Origin of the sequence: uncultured Friedmanniella sp., from assembly GCF_964244285.1 — a bacterium.
In the GTDB taxonomy this organism is placed as follows: Bacteria; Actinomycetota; Actinomycetes; order Propionibacteriales; family Propionibacteriaceae; genus Microlunatus.
Map to the genome: position 1 here is coordinate 357,396 of NZ_CAXTHT010000001.1, position 20,593 is coordinate 377,988.

The 20,593-nt window shown below is 73.4% G+C and carries 27 protein-coding genes; 16 read left to right on the forward strand and 11 right to left on the reverse strand.

Features of this window, described 5'->3' with window-relative positions; all coding sequences use genetic code 11:
- Positions 1-27: 27 nt before the first annotated feature.
- Complete coding sequence (locus ACFE7W_RS01655; protein WP_375423028.1) at positions 28-603, forward strand: GNAT family N-acetyltransferase; 576 nt, start codon at positions 28-30, stop codon at positions 601-603.
- Positions 600-1,244, forward strand: a complete 645-nt coding sequence (locus ACFE7W_RS01660; protein WP_375423029.1) for a 4a-hydroxytetrahydrobiopterin dehydratase — start codon at positions 600-602, stop codon at positions 1,242-1,244. Before ACFE7W_RS01655 ends, ACFE7W_RS01660 begins: the two co-directional genes overlap by 4 nt.
- A gap of 80 nt (positions 1,245-1,324) precedes the next feature.
- Here the strand turns inward: ACFE7W_RS01660 and ACFE7W_RS01665 are convergent, their stop codons facing one another.
- Both ACFE7W_RS01665 and ACFE7W_RS01670 read right to left on the reverse strand, forming a co-directional pair.
- The gene (locus tag ACFE7W_RS01665; protein ID WP_375423030.1) at positions 1,325-2,107 is read right to left on the reverse strand and encodes a calcium:proton antiporter; all 783 of its coding nucleotides are present in this window, start codon (positions 2,105-2,107) and stop codon (positions 1,325-1,327) included.
- Positions 2,107-2,418 (reverse strand): hypothetical protein, encoded by a 312-nt coding sequence (locus tag ACFE7W_RS01670; RefSeq protein WP_375423031.1) that lies wholly within the window; start codon positions 2,416-2,418, stop codon positions 2,107-2,109. The genes ACFE7W_RS01665 and ACFE7W_RS01670 overlap by 1 nt, the downstream gene beginning before the upstream one ends.
- A 123-nt stretch (positions 2,419-2,541) precedes the next feature.
- Between ACFE7W_RS01670 and ACFE7W_RS01675 the strand changes: the two genes are divergently transcribed.
- Genes ACFE7W_RS01675 through ACFE7W_RS01695 form a run of 5 tightly spaced genes read left to right on the forward strand, consistent with a single transcriptional unit; the run spans position 2,542 to position 7,540 of the window.
- Positions 2,542-3,585, forward strand: a complete 1,044-nt coding sequence (locus ACFE7W_RS01675; RefSeq protein ID WP_375423032.1) for an ABC transporter substrate-binding protein — start codon at positions 2,542-2,544, stop codon at positions 3,583-3,585.
- Complete coding sequence (locus ACFE7W_RS01680) at positions 3,585-4,643, forward strand: FecCD family ABC transporter permease (RefSeq protein ID WP_375423033.1); 1,059 nt, start codon at positions 3,585-3,587, stop codon at positions 4,641-4,643. The genes ACFE7W_RS01675 and ACFE7W_RS01680 overlap by 1 nt, the downstream gene beginning before the upstream one ends.
- Complete coding sequence (locus tag ACFE7W_RS01685; RefSeq protein WP_375423034.1) at positions 4,640-5,695, forward strand: FecCD family ABC transporter permease; 1,056 nt, start codon at positions 4,640-4,642, stop codon at positions 5,693-5,695. Before ACFE7W_RS01680 ends, ACFE7W_RS01685 begins: the two co-directional genes overlap by 4 nt.
- 1 nt (position 5,696) lies before the next feature.
- A complete protein-coding gene (locus tag ACFE7W_RS01690) occupies positions 5,697-6,575 on the forward strand; it encodes an ABC transporter ATP-binding protein (protein WP_375423035.1) in 879 nt (292 codons plus the stop codon).
- Complete coding sequence (locus ACFE7W_RS01695; RefSeq protein WP_375423036.1) at positions 6,572-7,540, forward strand: siderophore-interacting protein; 969 nt, start codon at positions 6,572-6,574, stop codon at positions 7,538-7,540. Before ACFE7W_RS01690 ends, ACFE7W_RS01695 begins: the two co-directional genes overlap by 4 nt.
- A gap of 122 nt (positions 7,541-7,662) precedes the next feature.
- On the opposite strand, the gene ACFE7W_RS01700 is transcribed toward ACFE7W_RS01695, so the two are convergent.
- Positions 7,663-8,619: a helix-turn-helix transcriptional regulator gene (locus ACFE7W_RS01700; protein WP_375423037.1), complete on the reverse strand. Its 957-nt coding sequence runs from the start codon at positions 8,617-8,619 to the stop codon at positions 7,663-7,665.
- A gap of 59 nt (positions 8,620-8,678) precedes the next feature.
- Here ACFE7W_RS01700 and ACFE7W_RS01705 point away from each other — a divergent pair, with 59 nt between their 5' ends.
- From ACFE7W_RS01705 to ACFE7W_RS01735, 7 genes are all read left to right on the forward strand, one after another.
- Complete coding sequence (locus tag ACFE7W_RS01705) at positions 8,679-9,371, forward strand: alpha/beta fold hydrolase (protein ID WP_375423038.1); 693 nt, start codon at positions 8,679-8,681, stop codon at positions 9,369-9,371.
- Positions 9,368-9,967 (forward strand): GNAT family N-acetyltransferase, encoded by a 600-nt coding sequence (locus ACFE7W_RS01710; protein ID WP_375423039.1) that lies wholly within the window; start codon positions 9,368-9,370, stop codon positions 9,965-9,967. The genes ACFE7W_RS01705 and ACFE7W_RS01710 overlap by 4 nt, the downstream gene beginning before the upstream one ends.
- A gap of 17 nt (positions 9,968-9,984) precedes the next feature.
- Positions 9,985-10,218, forward strand: a complete 234-nt coding sequence (locus ACFE7W_RS01715; RefSeq protein WP_375423040.1) for a hypothetical protein — start codon at positions 9,985-9,987, stop codon at positions 10,216-10,218.
- On the forward strand, positions 10,215-10,487 hold the full coding sequence (locus tag ACFE7W_RS01720) for a hypothetical protein (RefSeq protein WP_375423041.1): 273 nt from the start codon (positions 10,215-10,217) through the stop codon (positions 10,485-10,487). The genes ACFE7W_RS01715 and ACFE7W_RS01720 overlap by 4 nt, the downstream gene beginning before the upstream one ends.
- Complete coding sequence (locus tag ACFE7W_RS01725; protein WP_375423042.1) at positions 10,480-10,890, forward strand: hypothetical protein; 411 nt, start codon at positions 10,480-10,482, stop codon at positions 10,888-10,890. Before ACFE7W_RS01720 ends, ACFE7W_RS01725 begins: the two co-directional genes overlap by 8 nt.
- Positions 10,891-10,912: 22 nt before the next feature.
- The gene (locus tag ACFE7W_RS01730) at positions 10,913-11,035 is read left to right on the forward strand and encodes a hypothetical protein (protein WP_375423043.1); all 123 of its coding nucleotides are present in this window, start codon (positions 10,913-10,915) and stop codon (positions 11,033-11,035) included.
- A 452-nt stretch (positions 11,036-11,487) separates the two neighbouring features.
- The gene (locus tag ACFE7W_RS01735) at positions 11,488-12,411 is read left to right on the forward strand and encodes an NAD-dependent epimerase/dehydratase family protein (RefSeq protein ID WP_375423044.1); all 924 of its coding nucleotides are present in this window, start codon (positions 11,488-11,490) and stop codon (positions 12,409-12,411) included.
- A gap of 33 nt (positions 12,412-12,444) precedes the next feature.
- Here the strand turns inward: ACFE7W_RS01735 and ACFE7W_RS01740 are convergent, their stop codons facing one another.
- Positions 12,445-13,230, reverse strand: a complete 786-nt coding sequence (locus ACFE7W_RS01740; protein ID WP_375423045.1) for a hypothetical protein — start codon at positions 13,228-13,230, stop codon at positions 12,445-12,447.
- Positions 13,231-13,456: 226 nt separating this feature from the next.
- On the reverse strand, positions 13,457-14,137 hold the full coding sequence (locus ACFE7W_RS01745; RefSeq protein ID WP_375423046.1) for a TetR family transcriptional regulator: 681 nt from the start codon (positions 14,135-14,137) through the stop codon (positions 13,457-13,459).
- 120 nt (positions 14,138-14,257) lie between these two features.
- On the opposite strand from ACFE7W_RS01745, the gene ACFE7W_RS01750 reads away from it, so the two are divergent.
- Together ACFE7W_RS01750 and ACFE7W_RS01755 are read left to right on the forward strand one after the other, a co-directional pair.
- Positions 14,258-16,003 (forward strand): CocE/NonD family hydrolase, encoded by a 1,746-nt coding sequence (locus tag ACFE7W_RS01750; protein ID WP_375423047.1) that lies wholly within the window; start codon positions 14,258-14,260, stop codon positions 16,001-16,003.
- Positions 16,000-16,692: a hypothetical protein gene (locus ACFE7W_RS01755; protein WP_375423048.1), complete on the forward strand. Its 693-nt coding sequence runs from the start codon at positions 16,000-16,002 to the stop codon at positions 16,690-16,692. Before ACFE7W_RS01750 ends, ACFE7W_RS01755 begins: the two co-directional genes overlap by 4 nt.
- Before the next feature lie 93 nt (positions 16,693-16,785).
- Here ACFE7W_RS01755 and ACFE7W_RS01760 read toward each other — a convergent pair whose 3' ends face one another.
- The 6 genes from ACFE7W_RS01760 to ACFE7W_RS01785 form a co-directional block, all read right to left on the reverse strand.
- Positions 16,786-17,391 (reverse strand): DJ-1/PfpI family protein, encoded by a 606-nt coding sequence (locus tag ACFE7W_RS01760; RefSeq protein WP_375423049.1) that lies wholly within the window; start codon positions 17,389-17,391, stop codon positions 16,786-16,788.
- Positions 17,384-18,073 carry a M24 family metallopeptidase gene (locus tag ACFE7W_RS01765; protein ID WP_375423050.1) on the reverse strand — a complete coding sequence of 230 codons (690 nt, stop codon included), beginning with the start codon at positions 18,071-18,073 and terminating at the stop codon, positions 17,384-17,386. Before ACFE7W_RS01765 ends, ACFE7W_RS01760 begins: the two co-directional genes overlap by 8 nt.
- 21 nt (positions 18,074-18,094) lie before the next feature.
- A complete protein-coding gene (locus ACFE7W_RS01770) occupies positions 18,095-18,859 on the reverse strand; it encodes a sulfite exporter TauE/SafE family protein (RefSeq protein WP_375423051.1) in 765 nt (254 codons plus the stop codon).
- A gap of 95 nt (positions 18,860-18,954) precedes the next feature.
- Positions 18,955-19,161 (reverse strand): hypothetical protein, encoded by a 207-nt coding sequence (locus ACFE7W_RS01775; protein WP_375423052.1) that lies wholly within the window; start codon positions 19,159-19,161, stop codon positions 18,955-18,957.
- A 63-nt stretch (positions 19,162-19,224) separates the two neighbouring features.
- Positions 19,225-20,007 carry a hypothetical protein gene (locus ACFE7W_RS01780; protein WP_375423053.1) on the reverse strand — a complete coding sequence of 261 codons (783 nt, stop codon included), beginning with the start codon at positions 20,005-20,007 and terminating at the stop codon, positions 19,225-19,227.
- Entirely contained in the window at positions 19,911-20,582 is a 672-nt protein-coding gene (locus ACFE7W_RS01785; protein WP_375423054.1) for an MBL fold metallo-hydrolase, read from the reverse strand. Before ACFE7W_RS01785 ends, ACFE7W_RS01780 begins: the two co-directional genes overlap by 97 nt.
- Positions 20,583-20,593: the final 11 nt, after the last annotated feature.

Below are 20,593 nucleotides of genomic sequence, written 5' to 3' on the forward strand. Positions count from 1 at the left end.
CCGTGCTGGGACAGTACGGTCGAGAGCGTGCCCCGACGGTTCGACGAGCTGCTCACGCCCCGGCTGCGGCTGCGTCGCTGGCGGCCTGCCGACCGCGAGCCGTTCGCCGCGATGAACGCCGACCCCGACGTCATGCGGTACTTCGTGAGCCCGTTGGACCCGGCGGCGAGCGACGCCCTGGTGGACCGGATCGAGACCCGGTTCGACGAGCAGGGCTACGGCCTGTGGGCTCTCGAACGGCTCTCCGACGGCCGGTTCCTCGGCTTCACCGGACTGAACCCGATGCCGCCCGGGACGCCCGGAGCCGGTGAGATGGAGGTGGGCTGGCGGCTGGCCCGTCCGGCCTGGGGTCACGGCTACGCCACTGAGGCGGCGATCGCCGCGCTGCAGGTGTGGTTCGAGACCCTCGGCGAGGACCGCGTCTGGTCGATCACAACGGTGACGAACACGCCCTCGCAGGCGGTCATGCGCCGGCTCGGGCTGGTCGAACAGACCCGCTACCGGGCGCCCAGCCTGCCGCACGAGCACGAGCTCTCCCCCTGCGTCGCCTACGGAGGTTCAGCCTCGACGTGGGCCGGCCGGACGGGCAGCATGGCTCCATGACGAACCTCACCGCCGTCCAGGTCGCTGAAGCCGAGCTCACCGGCTGGGTCAACCTGCTCGGCGCCCTGCAGACCCGGGTGGTCACCGCCGACTTCGCCACCGGGCTCGCCCTGGTCAACGCCATCGGTGCGGAGGCGGAGCAGCTGGACCACCATCCCGACCTCGACCTGCGCTACGGCCACGTCGGCATCCGCCTGTCGAGCCACGACGTCGGGGGCCTCAGCGGCCGCGACATCCGGCTGGCCCGGCGTATCACCACGCTGGTCACGGCGGCCGGCCTCGAGCTGGAGCCGGCCGGGCTGACCCGCTTCGAGCTCGGCCTCGACACCCCGGACGCCGGCGGCCTGCAGCCGTTCTGGGCCGCGGTACTGGCGTTGGAACTGCCTGAACAGCCCGACGAGCTGCCCGACCCGTCCACCGCCCTGCCCACCCTGTGGTTCCAGGCCTCGGGCAGCGAGGAGCCTCGTCAGCGCTGGCACCCCGATCTCTGGGTCGACCCCGCCGAGGTGCAGCCACGGATCGACGCCGCCCTGGCCGCCGGCGGGAGCCTGGTCAGCGCCGAGAGCGCGCCGAGCTTCTGGGTGCTCGCCGACCCCGAGGGCAACAAGGTCTGCCTCTGCACCTGGCAGGAGCGCGACTGAGCGACGCGGACGAACTGCTGAAGGCTGACCGGCGACACACCGGTCGGCGGCGTCGTCTCTCAGCAGTTGCTTTCCTGGCGTCAGGGGTTGACGGCCAGGAAGCCGAAGGCGGCCAGCAGCACGAGGTGGACGACGCCCTGCAGCCGGGTGGCGCGCCCCGGGACGACGGTCAGGACGCCGACCACCACGGTCAGGGCGAGGAGCACCATCTGGGTGGGCCCGAGCCCGAGCTCGAGCGGGACGTCGATCCAGACGCTGGCCAGGGCGATGGCCGGGATGGTCAGGCCGATGCTGGCCATGGCCGAGCCGAGGGCGAGGTTGAGGCTGGTCTGGATCCGGTCGCGGAGGGCGTTGCGGGAGGCGGCCAGGGTCTCGGGCAGCAGCACCAGCAGGGCGATCACCACGCCGACGAACGACGGCGGCAGGCCCGCGGCCTCGACGCCGGCCTCGATGGCGGGTGACTCCACCTTGGCCAGCCCGACCACGGCCACCAGCGCAACCAGCAGCAGGGCGAGACTGGTCAGGGCCGCCCGGTTGGTGGGCGGGTCGGCGTGCTCCTCGGTCTCGACCACCACCCCTGCCGAGGTCACCGGCAGGAAGAAGTCGCGGTGCCGGACGGTCTGGGTGAGCACGAAGGCGCCGTAGAGGATCAGCGAGGCGAGCGCCGCGAAGGCCAGCTGCGACGGGGAGAACTCCGGCCCCGGACGGCTGGTGGTGAAGGTCGGCAGCACCAGGCTGAGGGTGGCCAGCGTGGCCACGGTCGCGAGCGCCGCCCCCGTCCCCTCGGCGTTGAACAGCGTGATCCTGTAGCGGACCGCCCCCAGCAGCAGCGACAACCCGACGATCCCGTTGCAGGTGATCATCACGGCGGCGAAGACGGTGTCGCGCGGCAGGGACGCCGTCTTGGCCCGCCGGACAGCATCAGGGTGATGATCAGGGCCACCTCGATGATCGTGACCGCGACCGCCAGCACGAGCGAGCCGAACGGCTCCCCCACCCGGTGGGCCACCACCTCCGCGTGGTGCACGGCGGACAGCACGGCCCCGCCCAGGACGAGGGCCACGAGGGCGACGAGCAGTCCGGGCAGGTCACGGCCCCAGGTGAGCACCAGCACCAGCACGGCGAGCAAAGGTCCGGCCACCACCCAGGGAACACGTCGGAGGAGGGCGGTCATGGCCCCCAGGGTGCCAGACCCGCCGCCCAGTCGACGTGCGCAAGTCCGTGACTTGACCTTCTCTCAGGCGAGTAGGTTAGCCTCACCTAACCTGCTGTTTCCGCGCCACCGAGGAGAAGACCGATGCCCTTGACCCGACGCCAGCTGCTGGGCAGCGCAGCCGCCGTGACCGCCGCGCTGCCCCTGGCCGCCTGCTCCACCGGCCCGACCACGACGTCCCAGCCCGCGGCCTCCGCACCCGCCTCCGCCGCATACCCGGTGACCGTCAAGCACGCGTTCGGTGAGACGACCATCCCGGCGGCCCCGACGCGGGTGGCGACGGTCTCGTGGGTCAACGCCGACGTCGCGCTCGCCCTCGGGGTGGTCCCGGTCGGCATGCCGAAGGACGAGTACGGCGGCAACGCGGCCGGCTCGACCCCGTGGAAGGACACGGCGTTGGCGGCTCTCGGAGCGGCGATCGGCACCGAAAAGGCGCCGGCGCAGTACTCCGAGGCCGATGGCGTCAACTTCAACGCGATCGCCACGGCGACCCCCGACGTCATCCTGGCCGCCTACTCCGGGCTGACGAAGGAGGACTACGACAAGCTGAGCAAGATCGCCCCGGTCGTGGCCTACCCCGAGGTGGCCTTCGGCACCTCCTGGCAGGACTCCACCACGCTGATCGGGCAGGCCCTGGGCCGTGGCGCCCAGGCCGCCGACCTGATCGCCACGACCGAGAAGACGATCACCGACAAGGCCGCGGCCTACCCGCAGCTCAAGGGCCTCTCGTTCATCTACGGCAACCTCGACCCGGCCAAGGGCGGTATCAGCATCTACACCGCCAACGACAACCGTCCCCGCTTCCTGACCTCACTCGGCATGACGCAGGCACCGGTGGTGGCCAAGAACACCAAGAACGCGGCCTTCTACTTCGACTGGTCGGCCGAGCGGGCCGACGAGCTCGCGTCAGATGTGTTCGCCACCTGGGTGCCGGACAGCGCGTCGGCGGACAAGATCAGCACCGACCCGCTGCTGGGGCAGATCCCGGCCGTGAAACGCGGTGCCCTGGTCGCCGACTCCGACAACACCCTGACCCTGGCGATCTCGGCGTCCAGCCCGTTGAGCCTGCCCTGGGCGCTCGACACCTTCCTGCCCCAGCTCGGGGCCGCGGCGGACAAGGCGAGCTGATGTCCCCGGCCGCCGCGACGGCCGTCCCGACCCGGCCGGCCACCCCCACCCCGAGCAGGCGCCGGACGCTCCCCCTGGGAGTCGTCCTGGGGCTGGCTCTGCTCGGGGTGGCGGCGGCCGTCGTGGCGTCCTTCGTCCTGGGGGCCCGGCCGACCGCCTGGTCCACGGTGGTCCAGACCTGGACCGACCCGGTGGCCGGTGACGGCGACCAGGCCGTCGTGCTGGCACGGGCCCCGCGGACCGTCGCCGGCCTGCTGGTCGGGGCGGCGCTCGGCCTGGCCGGGACCGCGATGCAAGGGGTCACCCGGAACCCGCTGGGCGACCCTGGGATCCTCGGCGTGAACGCGGGTGCCGCGCTGGCCGTGGTCACCGGCATCGAGGTGTTCGGGGTGGCCGACCAGGCCGGCTTCGTCTGGTTCGCCCTGGTCGGGGCCGGTGTCGCCGCGGTCGTGGTCTACGGGGTCGCCAGCATGGGCCGCGGCGGCGCGACCCCGGTCAAGCTCGCCCTGGCCGGCGCCGCGGTCAGCGCCGGACTGTTCTCGGTGCTGAACGGGGTACTGGTGGCGAGCACCGCCACCTGGGACACCTACCGGTTCTGGGCGGTCGGTGCCGTCGCCGGTCGCAGTTGGGAGCAGATCGCGGGCACCGCTCCGTTCCTGGCCGTCGGTGCCGCCCTGGCGCTGGGGACCGGCTCGGTCCTGAACGGCCTCGCGTTGGGGGACGACCTGGCCCGCGGCCTCGGTCAGCGGGTGGCGCTGGGCCGGGCGGTCACCGCCCTCGGCGCGGTGCTGCTCTGCGGGGCCGCCACCGCCCTGGCCGGTCCGATCGCGTTCGTCGGCCTGGTGGTGCCGCACGTGGCCCGGCTGCTCGTGGGCCCGGACTTCCGGCGCGTGCTCCCGCTGTCGATGCTGCTCGGCGCCATCCTGCTGCTGGGCGCCGACGTCGTGGGCCGCCTGCTCCAGCCGCCCGGCGAGGTGCCGGCGGGACTGCTCACCGCGCTCCTCGGCGCGCCGGTGCTGGTCTGGCTGGTCCGACGCCGCCGGGCGGTGACGGGGTGACCGCCGTGGCGACGCCGGTCGCGGCCCCGGCCGGCCCGTCCCCGGCGTCGGTCCGGCGGCGCGCCGCTCACCGTCGGCTGCGGGTGCTCGTCCTGCTCGGGCTGGCGGTCGTGGTGATGCTCGGGGTCGACGTGCTGCTCGGCCGCTACACTGTCACCATCGCCGACTTCGTCCGCATCCTGGCCGGCCACCGCATCCCGGGCGCCTCGTTCATCGTCCTGGACGACAAGCTGCCGCGAGCCGTGGTGGGGGCTCTGGTGGGCGTCGGCTTCGGGGTGTCGGGCGCGATCTTCCAGACCTTGCTGCGCAACCCGCTGGCCAGCCCGGACGTCGTCGGCGTCACCTCCGGGGCCAGCGCGGCGGCCGTCTTCGCCCTCGTCGTGCTCGGCGGCAGCGGCGTCTCGGTGCCCCTCGCCGCCCTGGTCGGAGCCGCGCTCACCGCGGTGGCCATGCAGCTGCTCGCCGCCCGTTCCGGAGTCGCCGGACAGCGGCTGGTCCTGGTGGGCATCGGCCTGGCCGCGGTGCTGAACGCCGTCACCAGCTATCTGTTGACCAGCGCCGACCTCCGGACGGCGGCGGACGCCCTGGTCTGGCTGACCGGTTCGCTCAACCACGCCAGCTGGCCGCGGGCGGGCTGGGCCGGCGTCGCCGCGGTGGTGCTGCTGCCGTTCACCGCCGCGCTGACCCGGGGGCTGCGTGGGCTGGAGCTGGGCGACGACGTCGCCGCGGCCACCGGTCTGCCCGTCCGCCGCGTCCGGTTCGGGCTGCTGGCGCTGGCGGTGGCTCTGGCCGCGGTGGCCACGGCGGCAGCCGGTCCGATCTCCTTCGTCGCCTTCCTGGCCGGTCCCATCGCCCGCCGGCTGCTGGGCGGGGCGACCTCGCTGGCCGCGGCCGGCCTGGTCGGAGCACTGGTCGTCCTCGGCGGCGACTTCGTCGCCGCCAACCTGCTGGCCGACACCCCGTTGCCGGTCGGTGTCGTCACGGGCGCGCTGGGCGCCCCGTTCCTGCTGTATCTGCTGGCCGCCGCCAACCGCGGCGGACGAGGAGGCTGACGTGAGCACGTCCCACACCCTCACGGCCGAGGGGCTGTCCCTGGCCTACGACCAGCGCCAGGTCGTCGACGACCTGACCCTGAGCATCACGCCCGGCCGCGTGACGACCATCGTCGGCCCCAACGCCTGCGGCAAGTCGACGCTGCTGCGCGGCCTGTCGCGGCTGCTGGCTCCGACGTCCGGGGCGGTGCTGCTGGACGGGGTGGCCATCTCGGCGCGGCCGACCCGGGAGGTGGCCCGTGTCCTGGGACTGCTGCCCCAGACGGCGACCGCGCCCGAGGGCATCACCGTCGCCGACCTGGTGGCCCGCGGCCGGTTCCCGCACCAGGGCTGGCTCCGGCGCTGGTCCAGCGACGACGAGTCGGCCGTCGCCACCGCGCTGACCGCGACCGACACGCACAGCATCGCCGACCGCGAGGTCGACGAGCTGTCCGGCGGCCAGCGGCAGCGGGTCTGGATCGCCATGGCCCTGGCCCAGCAGACCGACATCCTGCTGCTCGACGAGCCCACGACCTTCCTCGACCTCGCCCACCAGATCGAGGTGCTCGACCTGCTGACCGAGCTGAACGCCACCCGGGGCACCACGGTCGTCCTGGTGCTGCACGACCTGAACCTGGCCGCCCGCTACAGCGACGTCCTGGTCGCGATGCAGGCCGGGCGGGTGGTGGCGGCCGGCCCGCCGGGCGAGGTGGTGACCGAGGCGCTGGTCCGGACGGTCTTCGGCCTCGACAGCCGGGTGCTGCCCGACCCGGTGACCGGGACGCCGCTCGTGGTGCCGATCGGCCGCCACCGGACGGCGGCCCGGGCGATCCCGACGGCGGCGTCCGCGGAGGTCCCGGTGGAGTCGGCGGCGGACTCAGCGGCGGGGGTGCCGGCATGACCGTCACCACCACCGCGTCGCCGCTGCTGGCCTTCCCGCTGCAGGTCCGGGCGTCGGTCCGGCTCTCCCCCAGCTTCGTCCGGGTCACCCTGGCCGGTCCGGCGCTGGCCGACTTCCACCCCGGCGGCCCGCTCGGCACCCGGGACCAGCGGATCAAGCTCGTGCTGCCCGAGCCCGGCGGGCCCGCTCCCGACCCGCGCATCCTGGGCCAGCTGTCGCCGGGCTGGTACCTGCGCTGGCGGGCCCTGCCGCCGTCGGTCCGCGGACACCTGCGGACGTACACGATCCGGTCGGCGCGGCTCGGAGGTCCAGACCCTCAGGTCGACCTGGACCTGGTGCTGCACGGCGACCACGGCCCAGCAGGCCCGGGGGCGACGTGGGCGGCGCAGGCCCTGCCGGGCGACCGGATCACCGTCCTCGGCCCCAACCGGGCGACCGGCGAGGCGGCGGGGATCGAGTGGCTGCCGCCCGCCCCGGCCGACGTCGCGGTCCGGGTGCTGCTGGTCGGCGACGAGACGGCGGTCCCGGCGATCAGCGCGGTGCTGGAGTCCCTGCCCGCCGGCTACCGCGGCCACGCGCTGCTCGAGGTTCCCGGTGCGAGCGACTTCGTCGACCTGCGGGCCGCCCGGGACGTCGAGGTGACCTGGCTCTCCCGCGGTGACCGGCCCTACGGGGAGCGGCTCCGGCTGGCGGTCCGCGCCCTGCTGGCCGTCGAGCCGCTGCACGGGCCCGCCCCCGCGGCGCCGGTGCCTGAGGTGGACATCGACGCCGAGGTGCTCTGGGACACCCCCTCCTACCTGGGCCTGCACGCCACCCCGCAGCCGGAGCCCTGCTACGCCTGGGTCGCCGGGGAGGCCGGCACCGTCCGCGACCTCCGCCGGCTGCTGCTCACCGAGCACGGCCTGGACCGCGGCAGCGCGTCGTTCATGGGCTACTGGCGCGACGGTCGGGCCGAGCTCAGCTAGGACTGCCCGGACAACGAGTAGTGATCTGCCGCGACTACGCGGCAGATCACTACTCCTTCCGCGGGAAGGCCTGACCGAAGGCAGCAGTGGCGTGGTGGGCCGATCCGGGGCCGGAGGTCGGTTCAGACCCCGACCGCGGCGGCGAAGCGACGGGCGACCTCGGCCACAGCGGCCCGCAGCTCGGGTCCCTCCTCCACCCGGAACGCGAAGGGGATGGTCGCCAGCCATTCCTGCGCGTACATCGCCGGGTTGCCGGTGCTGCCCACGAGCACGCAGCCCGCGCCGTGCGGCTCCAGCCGTCCCATCGGCGTCCGGACCCACGGCGCGACCTCGGCCAGCGGAGCCTCGAAGACCACACGGGTGTCGAACGCCCAGCCCGAGCCGAGGTTCGCCTCGAGCGCGGCCACGGGGTCGAGACCGGCGGGCGGGGTGAAGGCGTGCGGGGTCTGCTGCACGGTCTGAACCCGGTCGAGCCGGTAGCTGCGGACGGCGTCCGCGCGGTAGGAGTGGCAGAGCAGGTACCAGCGTCCGTGCCGGACTACCACCGACCAGGGGTCGACCTCGGCCTCCCACTCATCCCCATCCCGGTTCCGGTACTCCAGCCGCACCCGACGCCGGGCCGCGACGGCCGCGACGAGGGCGCTGGTGACGGCCGGGTCCGGGCGGGCCGACCGCCGGTCGGGGGCCGCGGCGGCATGCTCGCGGAGGACGGCAGCCTGCCGACCGATGTTCTCGGGCAGCGCCCGGATCACCTTGCCCAGCGCCGTCGCGACGAGGTCGCCCGCGTCGGCCGCCGTGTGCTGGCCGTCGAGGACCGCCATCACCAGCTCGAGCGCCTCGGCTTCGGTGAACACGACCGGCGGCAAGCGCATCCCGCGCCCGAGGCGGTAGCCGCCGTACGGGCCGCGGACCGACTCGACCGGGATACCGGCCTCGCGCAGGATCGCGACGTAGCGGCGGGCCGCACGTTCAGTCACCCCCAGCCCATCGGCGAGCTGGTCGGCCGTCACGCCCGGGCGGGCCTGCAGGATCTCCAGCGCGCGCAGGGCACGCGCGGTCGGGCTGATCTCGTGCGGCACCTGAGCAAGGTATCGGTTACCGGTCGCGGATCGTCCGGAACCGCCTCTAGCGTCAACCCATGACCGACATCGTGCTCATCGCCGGCCTCTGGCTGGACGGGTCGGCCTGGGCCGACGTGGTACCCGCTCTCGAAGCCCTCGGCCACCGCCCCGTCCCGGTCACGCTGCCCGGCCAGGGCGACGGCTCGACCACCGCCACGCTCGACGACCAGGTGGCGAGCGTGCTCGCGGCGGTCGACGCCGCCTCCGGCTCGCCGGTGGTGGTGGGCCATTCAGCGGCCTGCAGCCTGGCCTGGCTGGCCGCGGACAGCCGCCCGGAGAAGGTGGCCGGTGTCGTCCTCATCGGCGGCTTCCCGAGCGCGGACGGTGAGCGCTACGCCGACTTCTTCCCGGTCGTCGACGGCGCGATGCCCTTCCCCGGCTGGGAGCCGTTCGAGGGACCGGACGCCGACGACCTCGACGAGGCGGCCCGGCAGCGCTTCAGCGCCGCGGCCATCCCCGTCCCGGAAGCAGTCGCCCGCGGCGTCCTCCGGCTGAGCGACGAGCGACGGTTCGAGGTGCCGGTGGTGCTGGTCTGTCCGGAGTTCGACCCGGCGCAGGCGCAGGAGTGGATCGACTCCGGCGAGCTGCCCGAGCTGGCCCGCGCCAGCCACGTCGAGCTCGTCGACCTCGGCTCGGGTCACTGGCCGATGTTCACCCAGCCGGCCGAGCTGGCCCGGCTGCTGGCCGTCGCGGCGGACGGCCTCGCGTGAGCGCGGCCGCAGCGGAGACGGCCGCATGGTCGGTCGTGCCGCTCGACGGTGAGCGGTGGGACGGTTTCGCGGACCTCGTGGAGCGCAACAACGGGATCTTCGGCGGCTGCTGGTGCATCGGCTGGCATCCCGAGTGCGGCCAGCGCGGCATCAGCCACCGCGACGTCAAGGAGCAGCTCGTCCGCGACGGCCGGGCCCAGGCCGCCCTGGTCCTCGACCCGGGGGGCGCCGTCCAGGGCTGGTGCCAGTACGGTCCGCCCGAGGAGCTTCCCGGCATTAAGCACCGGCGCGCGTACGCGAAGGAGCCACCGCCGCACCCGGACTGGCGGATCGCCTGCCTCTACGTCGACCGCCGGCACCGCGGCCAGGGCGTGGCCCGGGTCGCCCTCGGCGGGGCACTCGAGCTGGTCGCCCGGGCCGGCGGCGGGCTCGTGGAGGCGATCTCGGAGGTGACGGCGGGCCGGGAGGCGCACGGACGCTTCCTGTTCAGCGGGACCGCCGAGCTGCTCGAGGACCACGGCTTCGTGCGGGTGCGGCAGGTCGGGCTGCACGCCTGGATCCTGAACCGGACCGTCGAGCCCTCGAAGGAGTCCTGACCAGGCATGATGAGCCGATGCCGGTGGTCGAGTCGCGTACGACGGTCCCCCTCGAGCCCGAACTCGCCTTCTGGGTGTCGCAGACCACCGCGCCCATCCGCTACCGGTGGGACCCGTTCGTCCGGTACCAGCAGCTCCTGGACGGGGCGAGCACGCCGGCCGTCGGGGTCCGGACGGCCACCACCTCCCGCCACGGGCTGCGGATGGTCAGCACGTACGTCTCGTTCTCCGCCCCAGCAACGTCGGCATGACGATGGTCGAGGGCCCGTGGTTCTTCCGTCGGTTCGGCGGCGGCTGGCGCTTCGCCCCCGGGAACTCGCCAGGGACGACCGCGGTCACCTGGCGCTACAACTTCGCCACCCGGCCGCGGCTGATCGAGCCGATCGCCGACCGGATCGGGCGCTGGCTGCTGCAGCGCGACATCGACCGGCGGATCCGCGGCTACGCGTCCGGCTGCCTCGACCCGGTCGTGGTCGCCGCAGCCCGAGCCGCCTGCGCGGAGCATTCCGCCGGTGGCTGACCGCGACGACGGGCCGGCGACCGTGGACCGGCTGCTGACCACCGTCGACCTCGACGAGGAGCACAGCCACGAACGGCAGCTGTCGGTGTCCGCGCGGCTCGAGGCCGTGCTGGCCGACGGTCGACGGGTGCTGCTGCTGAACGACCGGGGCTGGAGCGCGTCGGGTCCGCCCGACCTCTGGGCGCGGATGTCGGTCGAGGAGATCGCCGCCACCGCCCGGGACGTGGTCGGTCCCGACGAGCCGGCCCCCGGCCGCACCCAGGAGGAGGAACGCAGCGCGCACTGGGACCGGCTGGCCGGGGAGCTGCACAGGAACGGGGTCGCGGTGAGCGGTGACGAGCTGGAACGGCTGCCTCACGACATCGTGCTCGGGGAGCCGCTGCGACGACGACTGCCGGCGTAGCTCCGGGCCGGACAGGCCGCGAGTGCCCGCGTACGGGCAGGAGGTCCGCCTGGTTCGACCCACCGGCCGGGCGGTCATCGCCGTCCTCGACGACACCTGCGGCAACCTGGACCAGCTCATCGCCGAGAACGCGGTCGCCGGCTGAGCCGGAGGGAGGACCCCAGGACCGGTCAGCCGGGGCGACCGCAGTAGAACAGCTCCCGCCCCGCCTCCTGGGCGACGTCGCGTTCGGCCCGCCAGGACTCATGATCCGGACCGAAGGGGATGGGGCGCCAGGAGAACCAGAGCAGATGCTCGAAGAAGTACGGCGCCTCCGCCGAGTCGGCCGCCTCGCGCAGTGACCCGCAGACGACGCCCCCACGGGCTCCCCGCCCAGCGCGAACCGTCGACAGTGCCGCAGCACCAGCGCCTCCAGCGGGCCCGGGTCGACCGGCTCCTGGATCCGTCCCCAGGTCAGGATGTAGCGCCGACCACCCTCGGCGAGCTCGAGCCGGACCGCGACCACATCTTCCATCTCCCCATCCTGGTGGTCGGACCGCGGTGGCCGGGTCGCGGTGTCTGGGTCGCGGTGTCTGGGCGGCGTGGCAGGGTGGTCGGGTGACCTCTCCCACCGCTGTCGTCCCCGCCTCTCCCGTCGTCGTCGTGACGGGCGCGAACGGGTTGGTCGGGGCCCGCGTCTGCGCGGCGCTCGCCGAGCGGGGGGCGACCGTACGAGCGGTGGTCCGGCGGGCGGGGACGGCACCGGAGCTCCCCGGGCTCACCGAGCACGTCGGGGACTTCGCGGACGCGGACCTCGCCGCGGAGGTCCTGGTGGGGGCGGACGCCGTGGTGACCACGGTGCACCCGATGGGCTCGGACCGGGCGACCCAGGAACAGGTCGCCGTCGTGGGCACGCCGCTGCTCGCGCGAGCCGCCCGGGACGCCGGGGTGGCCAGGTTCGTGCACGTCTCGACCTGCGCGGTGTACGACCGCAGTCCCGGGCTCGGGGACGTGGCCGAGACGTCGGCGCTGGTGGGCGACGACGGCGACGTCTACGCCGTGACCAAGCGCGACACCGACGCCGCCCTGGCCGAGGTGGAGGGCATCACCCGGGTGCTGGTGCGGCCACCAGCCATCCTCGGCCCGGGCGAGACCTCGGTGTGGAACGTCCTGCGACCTGCGGCGATCCGCGACGACGAGCGGCTGCGCCGTGCGAACGCTGCGGGCACCTTCGCGTGGGTGCACGTCGACGACCTCGCCGGCCTGGTGACCGACCTCGCGACGGGGCGGGTGCTGAGCGGCCCCGACGTCGCGACCGGTCCGGTCGTGGACGGTTGCACGGCAGTCAACGTCGCCGGCAGTCCAGCCACCGTCGCCGACTACGTGGGGACGGTGGCGCAGGCGCTCGGCGTGCCGACCGACTTCGACAACGACCTCCCGGCCTGGACCGGTCAGATCCTCACCGACCGGGCGCGTGGCTGGGGCTGGACGCCGGCCGTCACCCTCGACAACGCGCTGGCCGAGCTGGCCGCAGGGCTCTGACGTCGTCGCCGGCCCGCTGAGCACGGACGCCGCTCACGCCGGCCGCAACGACCTCGCGACCCGGAGCAGATCGGTGCGGTCCAGCGGCTGGTCGCCCCGGCAGGTGGCGCTGCTCGCGAGCTCGACGCCGAGGCGGCCACGGGTCCAGACGTACGCCCAGCCGACGGGCCTCCGACTGCTGCCGAGACGGTAGATGCTGGCCGTGGCCGCACCGATCCGGGCCGTACCGACCTTGGTCGAGCCGAGGTAGCGGTTGGTCGAGCCCGGGCCGAGCCGGATGGCGAGCTCGCCCCGGGTCGGCCGGCACTCACCGGCGGCGCCGGCCGTCTTCTCCGGGGACCACTGGGTCGTCCAGGTGCTGGTCGCCACCGCCGCCTCGGGATCCGGCGACCAGCCGTCGCCGTCGCCCGACTCGCTCGGCGCGGCAAAGCCCTGCGGCAGGTCGGTCGGGACCAGCAGATCGGCGCCGTCGAAGGGAATCTGTTCGTCGCCGCCGGACCAGATGGTCCGCTTGCCGATGGGCTGGGCCAGCCGCGCGGTCACGGTCCTGGGGTAGCCGACCGCGGCGCAGGTGCCCCCACCGCCCGGGCCCATGACCAGGTCCGCGTCGATCCGGGTCGGGGTCTCCTTCAGCTTCAGCCGCACCGGACCGTCGCACCCACCGCCGAGATAGCTGACGACGAGTCCCTGGTGGTCAGGATCGGAGCGGACCCCCTGGATCGAGCCGGCCGACATCACCGAGCTGCAGCCGGTCAGACCGCCGGCAGCCAGGCCGAGCGCGGCCAGCAGCCCGACCGCGCTGCTCCGTCGTCTGCGCATCTCGACCCGCCTCCCGCGGGCAGCGTAACCCTGGCGCGGACCCGCGAGCCTGGGCTGATGGCGCTGGGCCCGGCTCGGGACAGACCGCAGACCCACCTGGGTCTCGTCGCCGGCCAGGCCACGGCAGCACCCGCGTCGTGGGGGTCCCGGCCGGGCAGTCCCGCCCAGAACGACGCCAGCCGCGAAGGCGCGACCGCGTCGATCCCCAGGGCGACGAGAAGCGGCGTCATCGGCCGGATCCGGGCCCTGGTGACGTCGACACGTCCGCACTCCGAAGGCCCGAGGGGACCTGGCCCACCAGGACCTGCTGGATGGCCGGGGCGACGACGGCGACGAGCTGCTCGGTGTCGGCGGCGAGAAGGACCGGGACACCGATGATGCGTCGGCTGGTGATGATGCCGACGAGCATGGCGGAGGCGAGGCCGGCCCGGAGCATGGCGTCGTCGTGATCGGTCTGGTCGATGCGGTTCTCGGTCCCGTGCAGCAGCCGGGACTGGATGAAGTCGCGCAGCTGGGTGCTGGCCTGATCGTGGACGATCGCGCCGCGCAGCATCGCCATCAGGGGCTCCGACTCCTCGGCCGAGCCCTCCCACGCGCTCAGGTAGGCGCGGACGACGCGTTCGCCGAGGTGCTCGTCGGGGCCCTCGAACGCGGTGTCGAACCGTCTCAGGGCCGAGCGCGGCACCGCCATCACCGCGGCGAACAGCTCGTCCTTGGAGCGGAAGAACTGCATCACCTGCGAGGCGTCCACCCCCGCGTCCGCGGCCACCCGTCGGATCGTGGTCGCCGCGAAACCGTCACTGGCGAAGCGGACGCGGGCCGCCTCGAGCACCGTCTGGCGGGTGCTGCCCGTACCCGGCCGGCGGCCGCGACGCGGGCTCGGCGGCTCGGATGTCCGTGCGGTCACGGACCCAACCTAGCCCGAGCCGTCGGCGATTCTCAACGGCTGTTGAGATTTCCGCCGGTCGGTCCTACGCTCACCTGGATGCGGGAGCACAACCGGCCCCGCCGCTGAGGAGGAGCCCGGATGAGCGCCGTCCAGAAGATGACCGTGCCGTCCCGGCCGCTGCCGCCGGCCCGGACCGGCGTGCTGACGCCGTACGACCCAGGCACCCGGACGCTCGAGGCCGGCTTCCGGGTGGCGCCGCCCTTTCGGGCGCTGCCCGTCGACGTGGTGCTCGAGAAGGACGTGGCGGTCACCCTCCGCGACGGCGTGACCATCCACGTCGACGTCTTCCGGCCCGCGGGAACCGACCCGGTCCCGGTGATCGTGGCGTGGAGTCCCTACGGCAAGGCCCAGGGCACCTCGGTCAGCGTGATGGGGGTCTTCGGGCTGGTCGGCCTGGACAACGGCATCGTCTCCGGGCTGGAGAAGTTCGAGGGCCCGGACCCCGCCTACTGGTGCGCCCACGGCTATGCGGTCTGCAACCCGGACGTGCGGGGAGTCGTGGACTCCGACGGCGACAGCGTGCTCTGGGACCGCCAGGAGGGCCGGGACTGCCACGACCTGGTCGAGTGGCTGGCCGACCAGCCGTGGTGCTCGGGCAGGGTCGGGATGAGCGGCACCTCGTACCTGGCCGTGGCGCAGTGGTTCACCGCGGCCGAGCAGCCGCCGCACCTCGCGGCGATCAACCCGTGGGAGGGCGTCAGCGACGTCTACCGTGACCTGGTGATGAGGGGTGGCATGCCCGACACCGGCTTCGCCCGCATGCTGCAGGAAGGAAGCTTCTTCGGCCGGAACCAGAAGGAGGACCTGCTCGGCGAGGCGGAGCGGTACCCGCTGGTCAACGAGCTCTGGGAGGACAAGATCCCGGCGTTCGACCAGATCACCGTTCCTGCGTACGTCGTCGCCAGCTACTCCAACACCCTGCACACCGCCGGCACGTTCCGGGCCTGGCGTCGGATGGCCTCGGAGCAGAAGTGGCTGCGGATCCACCACAGCCAGGAGTGGCCCGACTACTACGACGAGGCCAACGTGGACGACCTGCGCCGCTTCTTCGACCACTACCTCCGTGATCTCGACAACGGCTGGGAGCAGACGCCCCGGGTGCGCTACTCCGTCCTCGACCTGCAGGGCGGCGACCGGGGCGGCGTGCCCGCCGACCGGTTCCCGCCCGAGGACGTCACGTCGACGAGGTTCTACCTCGACGGCCTGTCGCGGAAGCTGACCCCCACCGTCCCGACCGCCGAGGTGGCTACCCCCTACGACGTCGCGACGAACCAGGCCGCCGTGTCCTTCCTCGCGCGCTTCGACGTCGAGACCGTGCTGGTCGGCTACCCCAAGGCGCACCTGTGGGTCGAGGCCCAGGGCGCCGACGACCTGGACCTCTTCGTCCTGGTCCAGAAGCTGGACGCCTACGGGACGCCGCTGGCCGCCTTCACCGTCCCGAACCAGAACGCGCGGGTCCACGACCTGACCGACCATGGCGCCACCATCCTGCGCTACAAGGGATCCGACGGCCGGCTGCGCGTCTCCGCGCGGCACCTGGACGAACAGCTGGCGACCGACGAGGTGCCCGCCCACAGCTTCGACCGGGTCGAGAAGCTCATCCCCGGCGAGGTCGTGGACGTCGAGATCGACCTGCTGCCGGTCGGCTTGGCGTTCCACCCCGGCGAGCAGCTCCGGTTCGTGATCAGCGCACGGAACCTGCTGGGCCCGATGATGCCCGGCATCGCGGAGTACGTCGGGGCCAACCAGGGCCGGCACGTCATCCACACCGGCGGCGCACACGCCTCGTACCTGCAGCTCCCGGTCCAGAGGAGATCTCGATGACCAGCCCCGTGGCCACGATGTCGACGACCGGACCGTCGGTGCGACTGAACGAGGAAACCGACGACAGCAGCATCACGGGGTTCGAGGTGGTCGCGGCGCGACGAGCCCTGGCCTTGCTGAAACGCCGGCTCGGCCGCGAACGGCTGCTCGAGCTGCTGCGGGATGAGGTCGCCGCAGGCACCACCTTCCTGCGCACCAACGTCGAGCGCTCGGCCGGACAGCAGATCACCGGTGCGACGAGGCTGCGGGCGCGCGGCATCGGGGCAAACGCGTTCGCCGGCTGGCTCTCGACCGCCTTCGGCCGCGAGGACGTCCTGCTCGCCGCCCACCCCGAGCACTACTCGATCCACGCCGGCGGCGGCCGGGTCAACATCGTCGAGACCCTCGGCGATCACGTCTGCTCGTTCTTCATGCGCGAGTGGGACGAGTCGGCCACCCCGGAGCCGACCCCCGCGTCCGAGGACGACGGCTACGGCCCGCCCGCCCGCCGGTCGCACCTCGTGCTCGAGGACGGCACCGTCGTCGGCTCGATCGCCAACTGGTTCCGCGACGAGGAGGACGGCTTCACCCTCCGTCTCTCGGTGACGCTGCCGAGCACCTGCGGGCCCGAGGTGGTCGAGCACCACCTGCAGCACTTCGCGGTGGAGTACCGGAACTGGATCCTGGCGGCAGCCGCCGAGCTGAGTTGATCAACGCCAGCCGGTGATCAACATCTCGACGACCTTGTTGATCATGGGGGCCGGTCTCGGCAGAGCAAGATCAGCTACGCACAGCAAGATCAGCTACGGCCAGCCCCACTCCATCTCGGTGACTACGAGATCCCGGGCCCGCTCCCCGGCCAGCCGGGCGACCAGGTGCAGCGAGAGGTCGACGCCCGCGGAGATCCCGCCGGAGGTCCAGACCCGCTCCGAGCCCTGCACGAACCGGCGGCCTCGGACGACCTCGGTCGAGGGCGAGATCGCCGAGAGCTCGTCGAACGCCTCGTGGTGGGTGGTGGCGCGGCAGCCCTGCAGCAGCCCCGCCGCGGCCAGCACCAGTGCGCCGGTGCAGACCGAGACCACCAGCTCGGCCGTCGCCGCCGTCCCGCGGAGCCAGTCGAGCAGCGCAGCATCGCGCACCAGCGGCCGAGTGCCGGCCCCACCCGGGACGATGACGACGTCGAGCCGTGGGCTGTCGAGGATGCTCACGGGCGGCAGCACCGTGAAGCCGCCGCGCCCGACGACCGGTCCCGGCCGGAGCCCGACGGCCATCACCTCGAACCCGACCGCTGACCCGACCTCGCCGGCGACGTTGAACACCTCGTACGGGCCGGCGAAGTCGAGCACCTCCATGCCGTCGAAGGCCAGGATGCCCACGGTCCGCGCTCCTCCCGTCCTCGGCTCAGACATCGAGCAGCTGCTCGTAGAAGCCGCCGAAGCCGCGAGCACGGTCGGTCAGGTGGACCTCGAGAATCCAGTGGCACGGCTGGCCGGCGGCGTCGAGGCGACGCATGGGCCGGTCACTGCCGGTGGTGATGTAGGAGGTGGTCTGGTCGTCCTCGATCCGCTCGTGCGGGAACTCCCCCACCAGATGACCCGCGTGCCGGGCGCCGTGGCCCCACCCCCGAGCCGTCAGCAGCTCGAGCACATGGCCGAACAGCTCGTCGCCGGTGATGTCGGGCGTCGCCGCGAAGTGGTCCCGTGCCTGGGTCCAGATCACCGGCAGGTCAGCAGCGAGCCGGTGCTTGTGCTGGTCCTCGCCCAGCACGTAGGTCCGGCCGACGTCGGCCTCCCAGTCCTCGAAGATCGGACCGAAGTCGAAGAACAGGATGTCGTCGGCCTCGAGCGTGCGGTCCGGCGGGTTCGACCGGTACGGCTCGAGGGTGTTGACCCCGGAGCGGACGATCCGCTTGTGCCAGAACTTGCGGACGCCGAACATCTCGTTCGCGAGGTCCCGGACCTGGTCGGACAGGGCTCGCTCCCCCACACCCGGGACGACGAGACCTCGGGCGATCGCCTCCTCGAACAGCTGCACGGCTTTGGTCTCCGCATCCCGCAGGGCGGCGATGCGGTCAGCCTCGAGAACGGTCACGATCCGCAGCCTAGGCGAGGCTCAGGGCGCCTGCAGGAACAGCCACACCGCCAGCACGAACCCCGATCCGGCGATGAAGAGCCGCAGCGGCCGTTGCGGGATCCGGCGGGCGATGCCGGGGCCGAGCAGCCCGCCCACCAGGGTCCCGACGCCCAGGGCGAGCACCGCCGACCAGACGACGTGGCCGAAGAAGGCGAAGAGCACCGCGGGCAGCAGGTCGGCGGTCACCAGCAGGACGTTCTTGAGCGCGTTGGCCCGCAGCAGCCGGGGCTCGACGCTCAGCAGCAGGACGGCGATCATCAGCACGCCGGACCCCGCCCCGAAGTAGCCGTTGTAGAGCGTCACCCCGGTGATCGCCGCGGCCGTCAGGCCGGTGGGCACGCGGGCGCGACGGCGGTCGTTCCAGCGGGCGATCCGCGGCTGGACCAGCAGCAGCACGGCTCCGGCGGCCACGAGGAAGGGGACGATCCGGGCGAACAGGCCGGCCGGCGTCGCGAGCAGCAGCACCGCCCCGAGCGCGGATCCGGCGACGGCCACGGGCAGCCAGCGCAGCAGCGTCCGACGGTGACCGGCGACCTCGGGCCCCGCACGGAGCGTCGACCCGATGCCTGAGCCGAGCATCGCCACCGAGCCGGTGGTGTTGGCGGTCAGGGGCGGGATGCCGACGGCCAGCAACAGCGGGTAGGCGACGAGGGAGGTGATGCCGCCCGCCGTGCCGCTGATGCCGGCGACCACGCCACCGACGACGAGGACGACCCCGTGCCAGGGAACGAGGTGGAGGGTCACGAGGTGGAGCGGCACGAGGTGGAGGGGCACAGCTCAGCCCGCCTGCGGGCAGGCCGTGACGAGCCGGTGGTTCGCGTCCATGGTCCTTCCTACCCCTACGGCGTCGGGAACAGGGAGGCGGTCAGCAGGTGCCGCCGCCGTCCGGGGCTGGGCGGACCTGAGGCGTAACGGTCCACCAGCGCCTCGAGCTCGCGGCTGAGCTGGTCGCGTTCCCCGTCGCTGAGCCAGAGGCCGTACCGGCGGTAGGAGGTCGCGCTGACGTCGGCGTCGGGGCTGGCGAGGTACCGGTCGAACTCCGCCACGGTGGTGGTCGCCAGGTTGCGGCGGCACGGAGGGAGCGGCCCCCTGACATCGGGACCTGACCGTCAGCGCCCCTGCACGCGTCGGACGAGGGCGTACACCAGCCCGGCGGCGGCGATCACGACGACCGTCCAGACCACGATCAGCACCCGCTCGTGCGGCTCGGCCTCGACGAGCGGAGCGATGCCGGCGACGATCACCGCGACCGAGACGAGGAAGGCGAAGAAGACGCCGCGGGTCTCGGTGAGCAGCTGGCTCTCCTGGTGCTTGAGCTGCTGCTCCTGCAGGGACGCGATCTTCTCCAGCATGTCGAGGGTCTCCGACGTCTGCTCGACCTCCTGGGCCAGGGCGCTCGGGGAGACGTCGTCGTCGGTCGGGGTGCCGGACGCGGTCGGCGTGGCCGTCACCGCGCCGTCTGAGGGGGACGGCCCCGGCGCGGTGGTCGGCGGGGACGGCTCCGTTGCCGAGGACGGCCCGGTCCCCTCCGACGGCTCGTCGGGGAGGTCGAGCGCGAGCTCGGGAAACCTCTCCTGCGCCCGCCGGGTCTGCTCGGCCAGCCGCTGCTGGGTGCGCTCGTAGGAGCGGCGCAGGCCCGGGTCGCGGGGGGCCGGCCCGCCGCGCGGCGCGCGTTGCACCGCCTCGGTCACCCGCGACGCGGTCCCCCGCATCACCTCGCGGAGCGCGGCGTCGAACTGCTGCTGCTCGTCGGCGTCCAGCACGCCGTTACGGTGGTCGGCGAGCTGGCGCAGGGTCATGAAGCTGAGTCCGCGAAGCGTGTCGGCGGTGAGCTCGGCGGGCAGGTCGGCTCGGTCCAGCGGGCGACGGGAGGCGCGTTCCGAAAAGGGCACCCGCCCATCATGGCGGCCCAGCGTCGCCAACGCTGAAGGGTGAGGCGGGGCCGCCGTTGAACGGCGGAAGTCCGGGGCGTCGACGCAGCCCCAGTGCTGCAGCAGCAGGCGCGTGTCGGGGTAGGCGTTGGCCATCGCGGCGGCACCGTCGAGGCCGACGTGCCACTCGAGTCGGAGAAGTCGAACAGCATCGCGTCCGGCGCCGGCATGGCGAGGTGGTGCTCGGGGATGAGCCGGGAGTCTCCCGGCGCCCAGACCGTCGCGCCCGGCGAGTCGTTCTGCCAGGCGCGGTCCGCGGGAGTCACCTCGACCTGGAGGTCACCGACGGCGAAGCGGTCCCCGATGGCGTGCCCGGCCGACGGCAGGCCCTCGGCGCGAGCCAGGGTGTCGACGTAGCGGGTCGAGTGGAAGGTCGTCGTCACCGTGGCCAGCGCCCGGCAGGTGGGGACGCTGACGTGGTCGTTGTCGCTGTGGGTGACCAGCACGGCGTCCAGCCGCGGGACCGTGCCTTCCTGCGGCTCGAACGCCTCGGGGCCGAACGGCCGGGACTGCGGGGCGCGCGCCTGCTGCTGCATGACCAGACGCT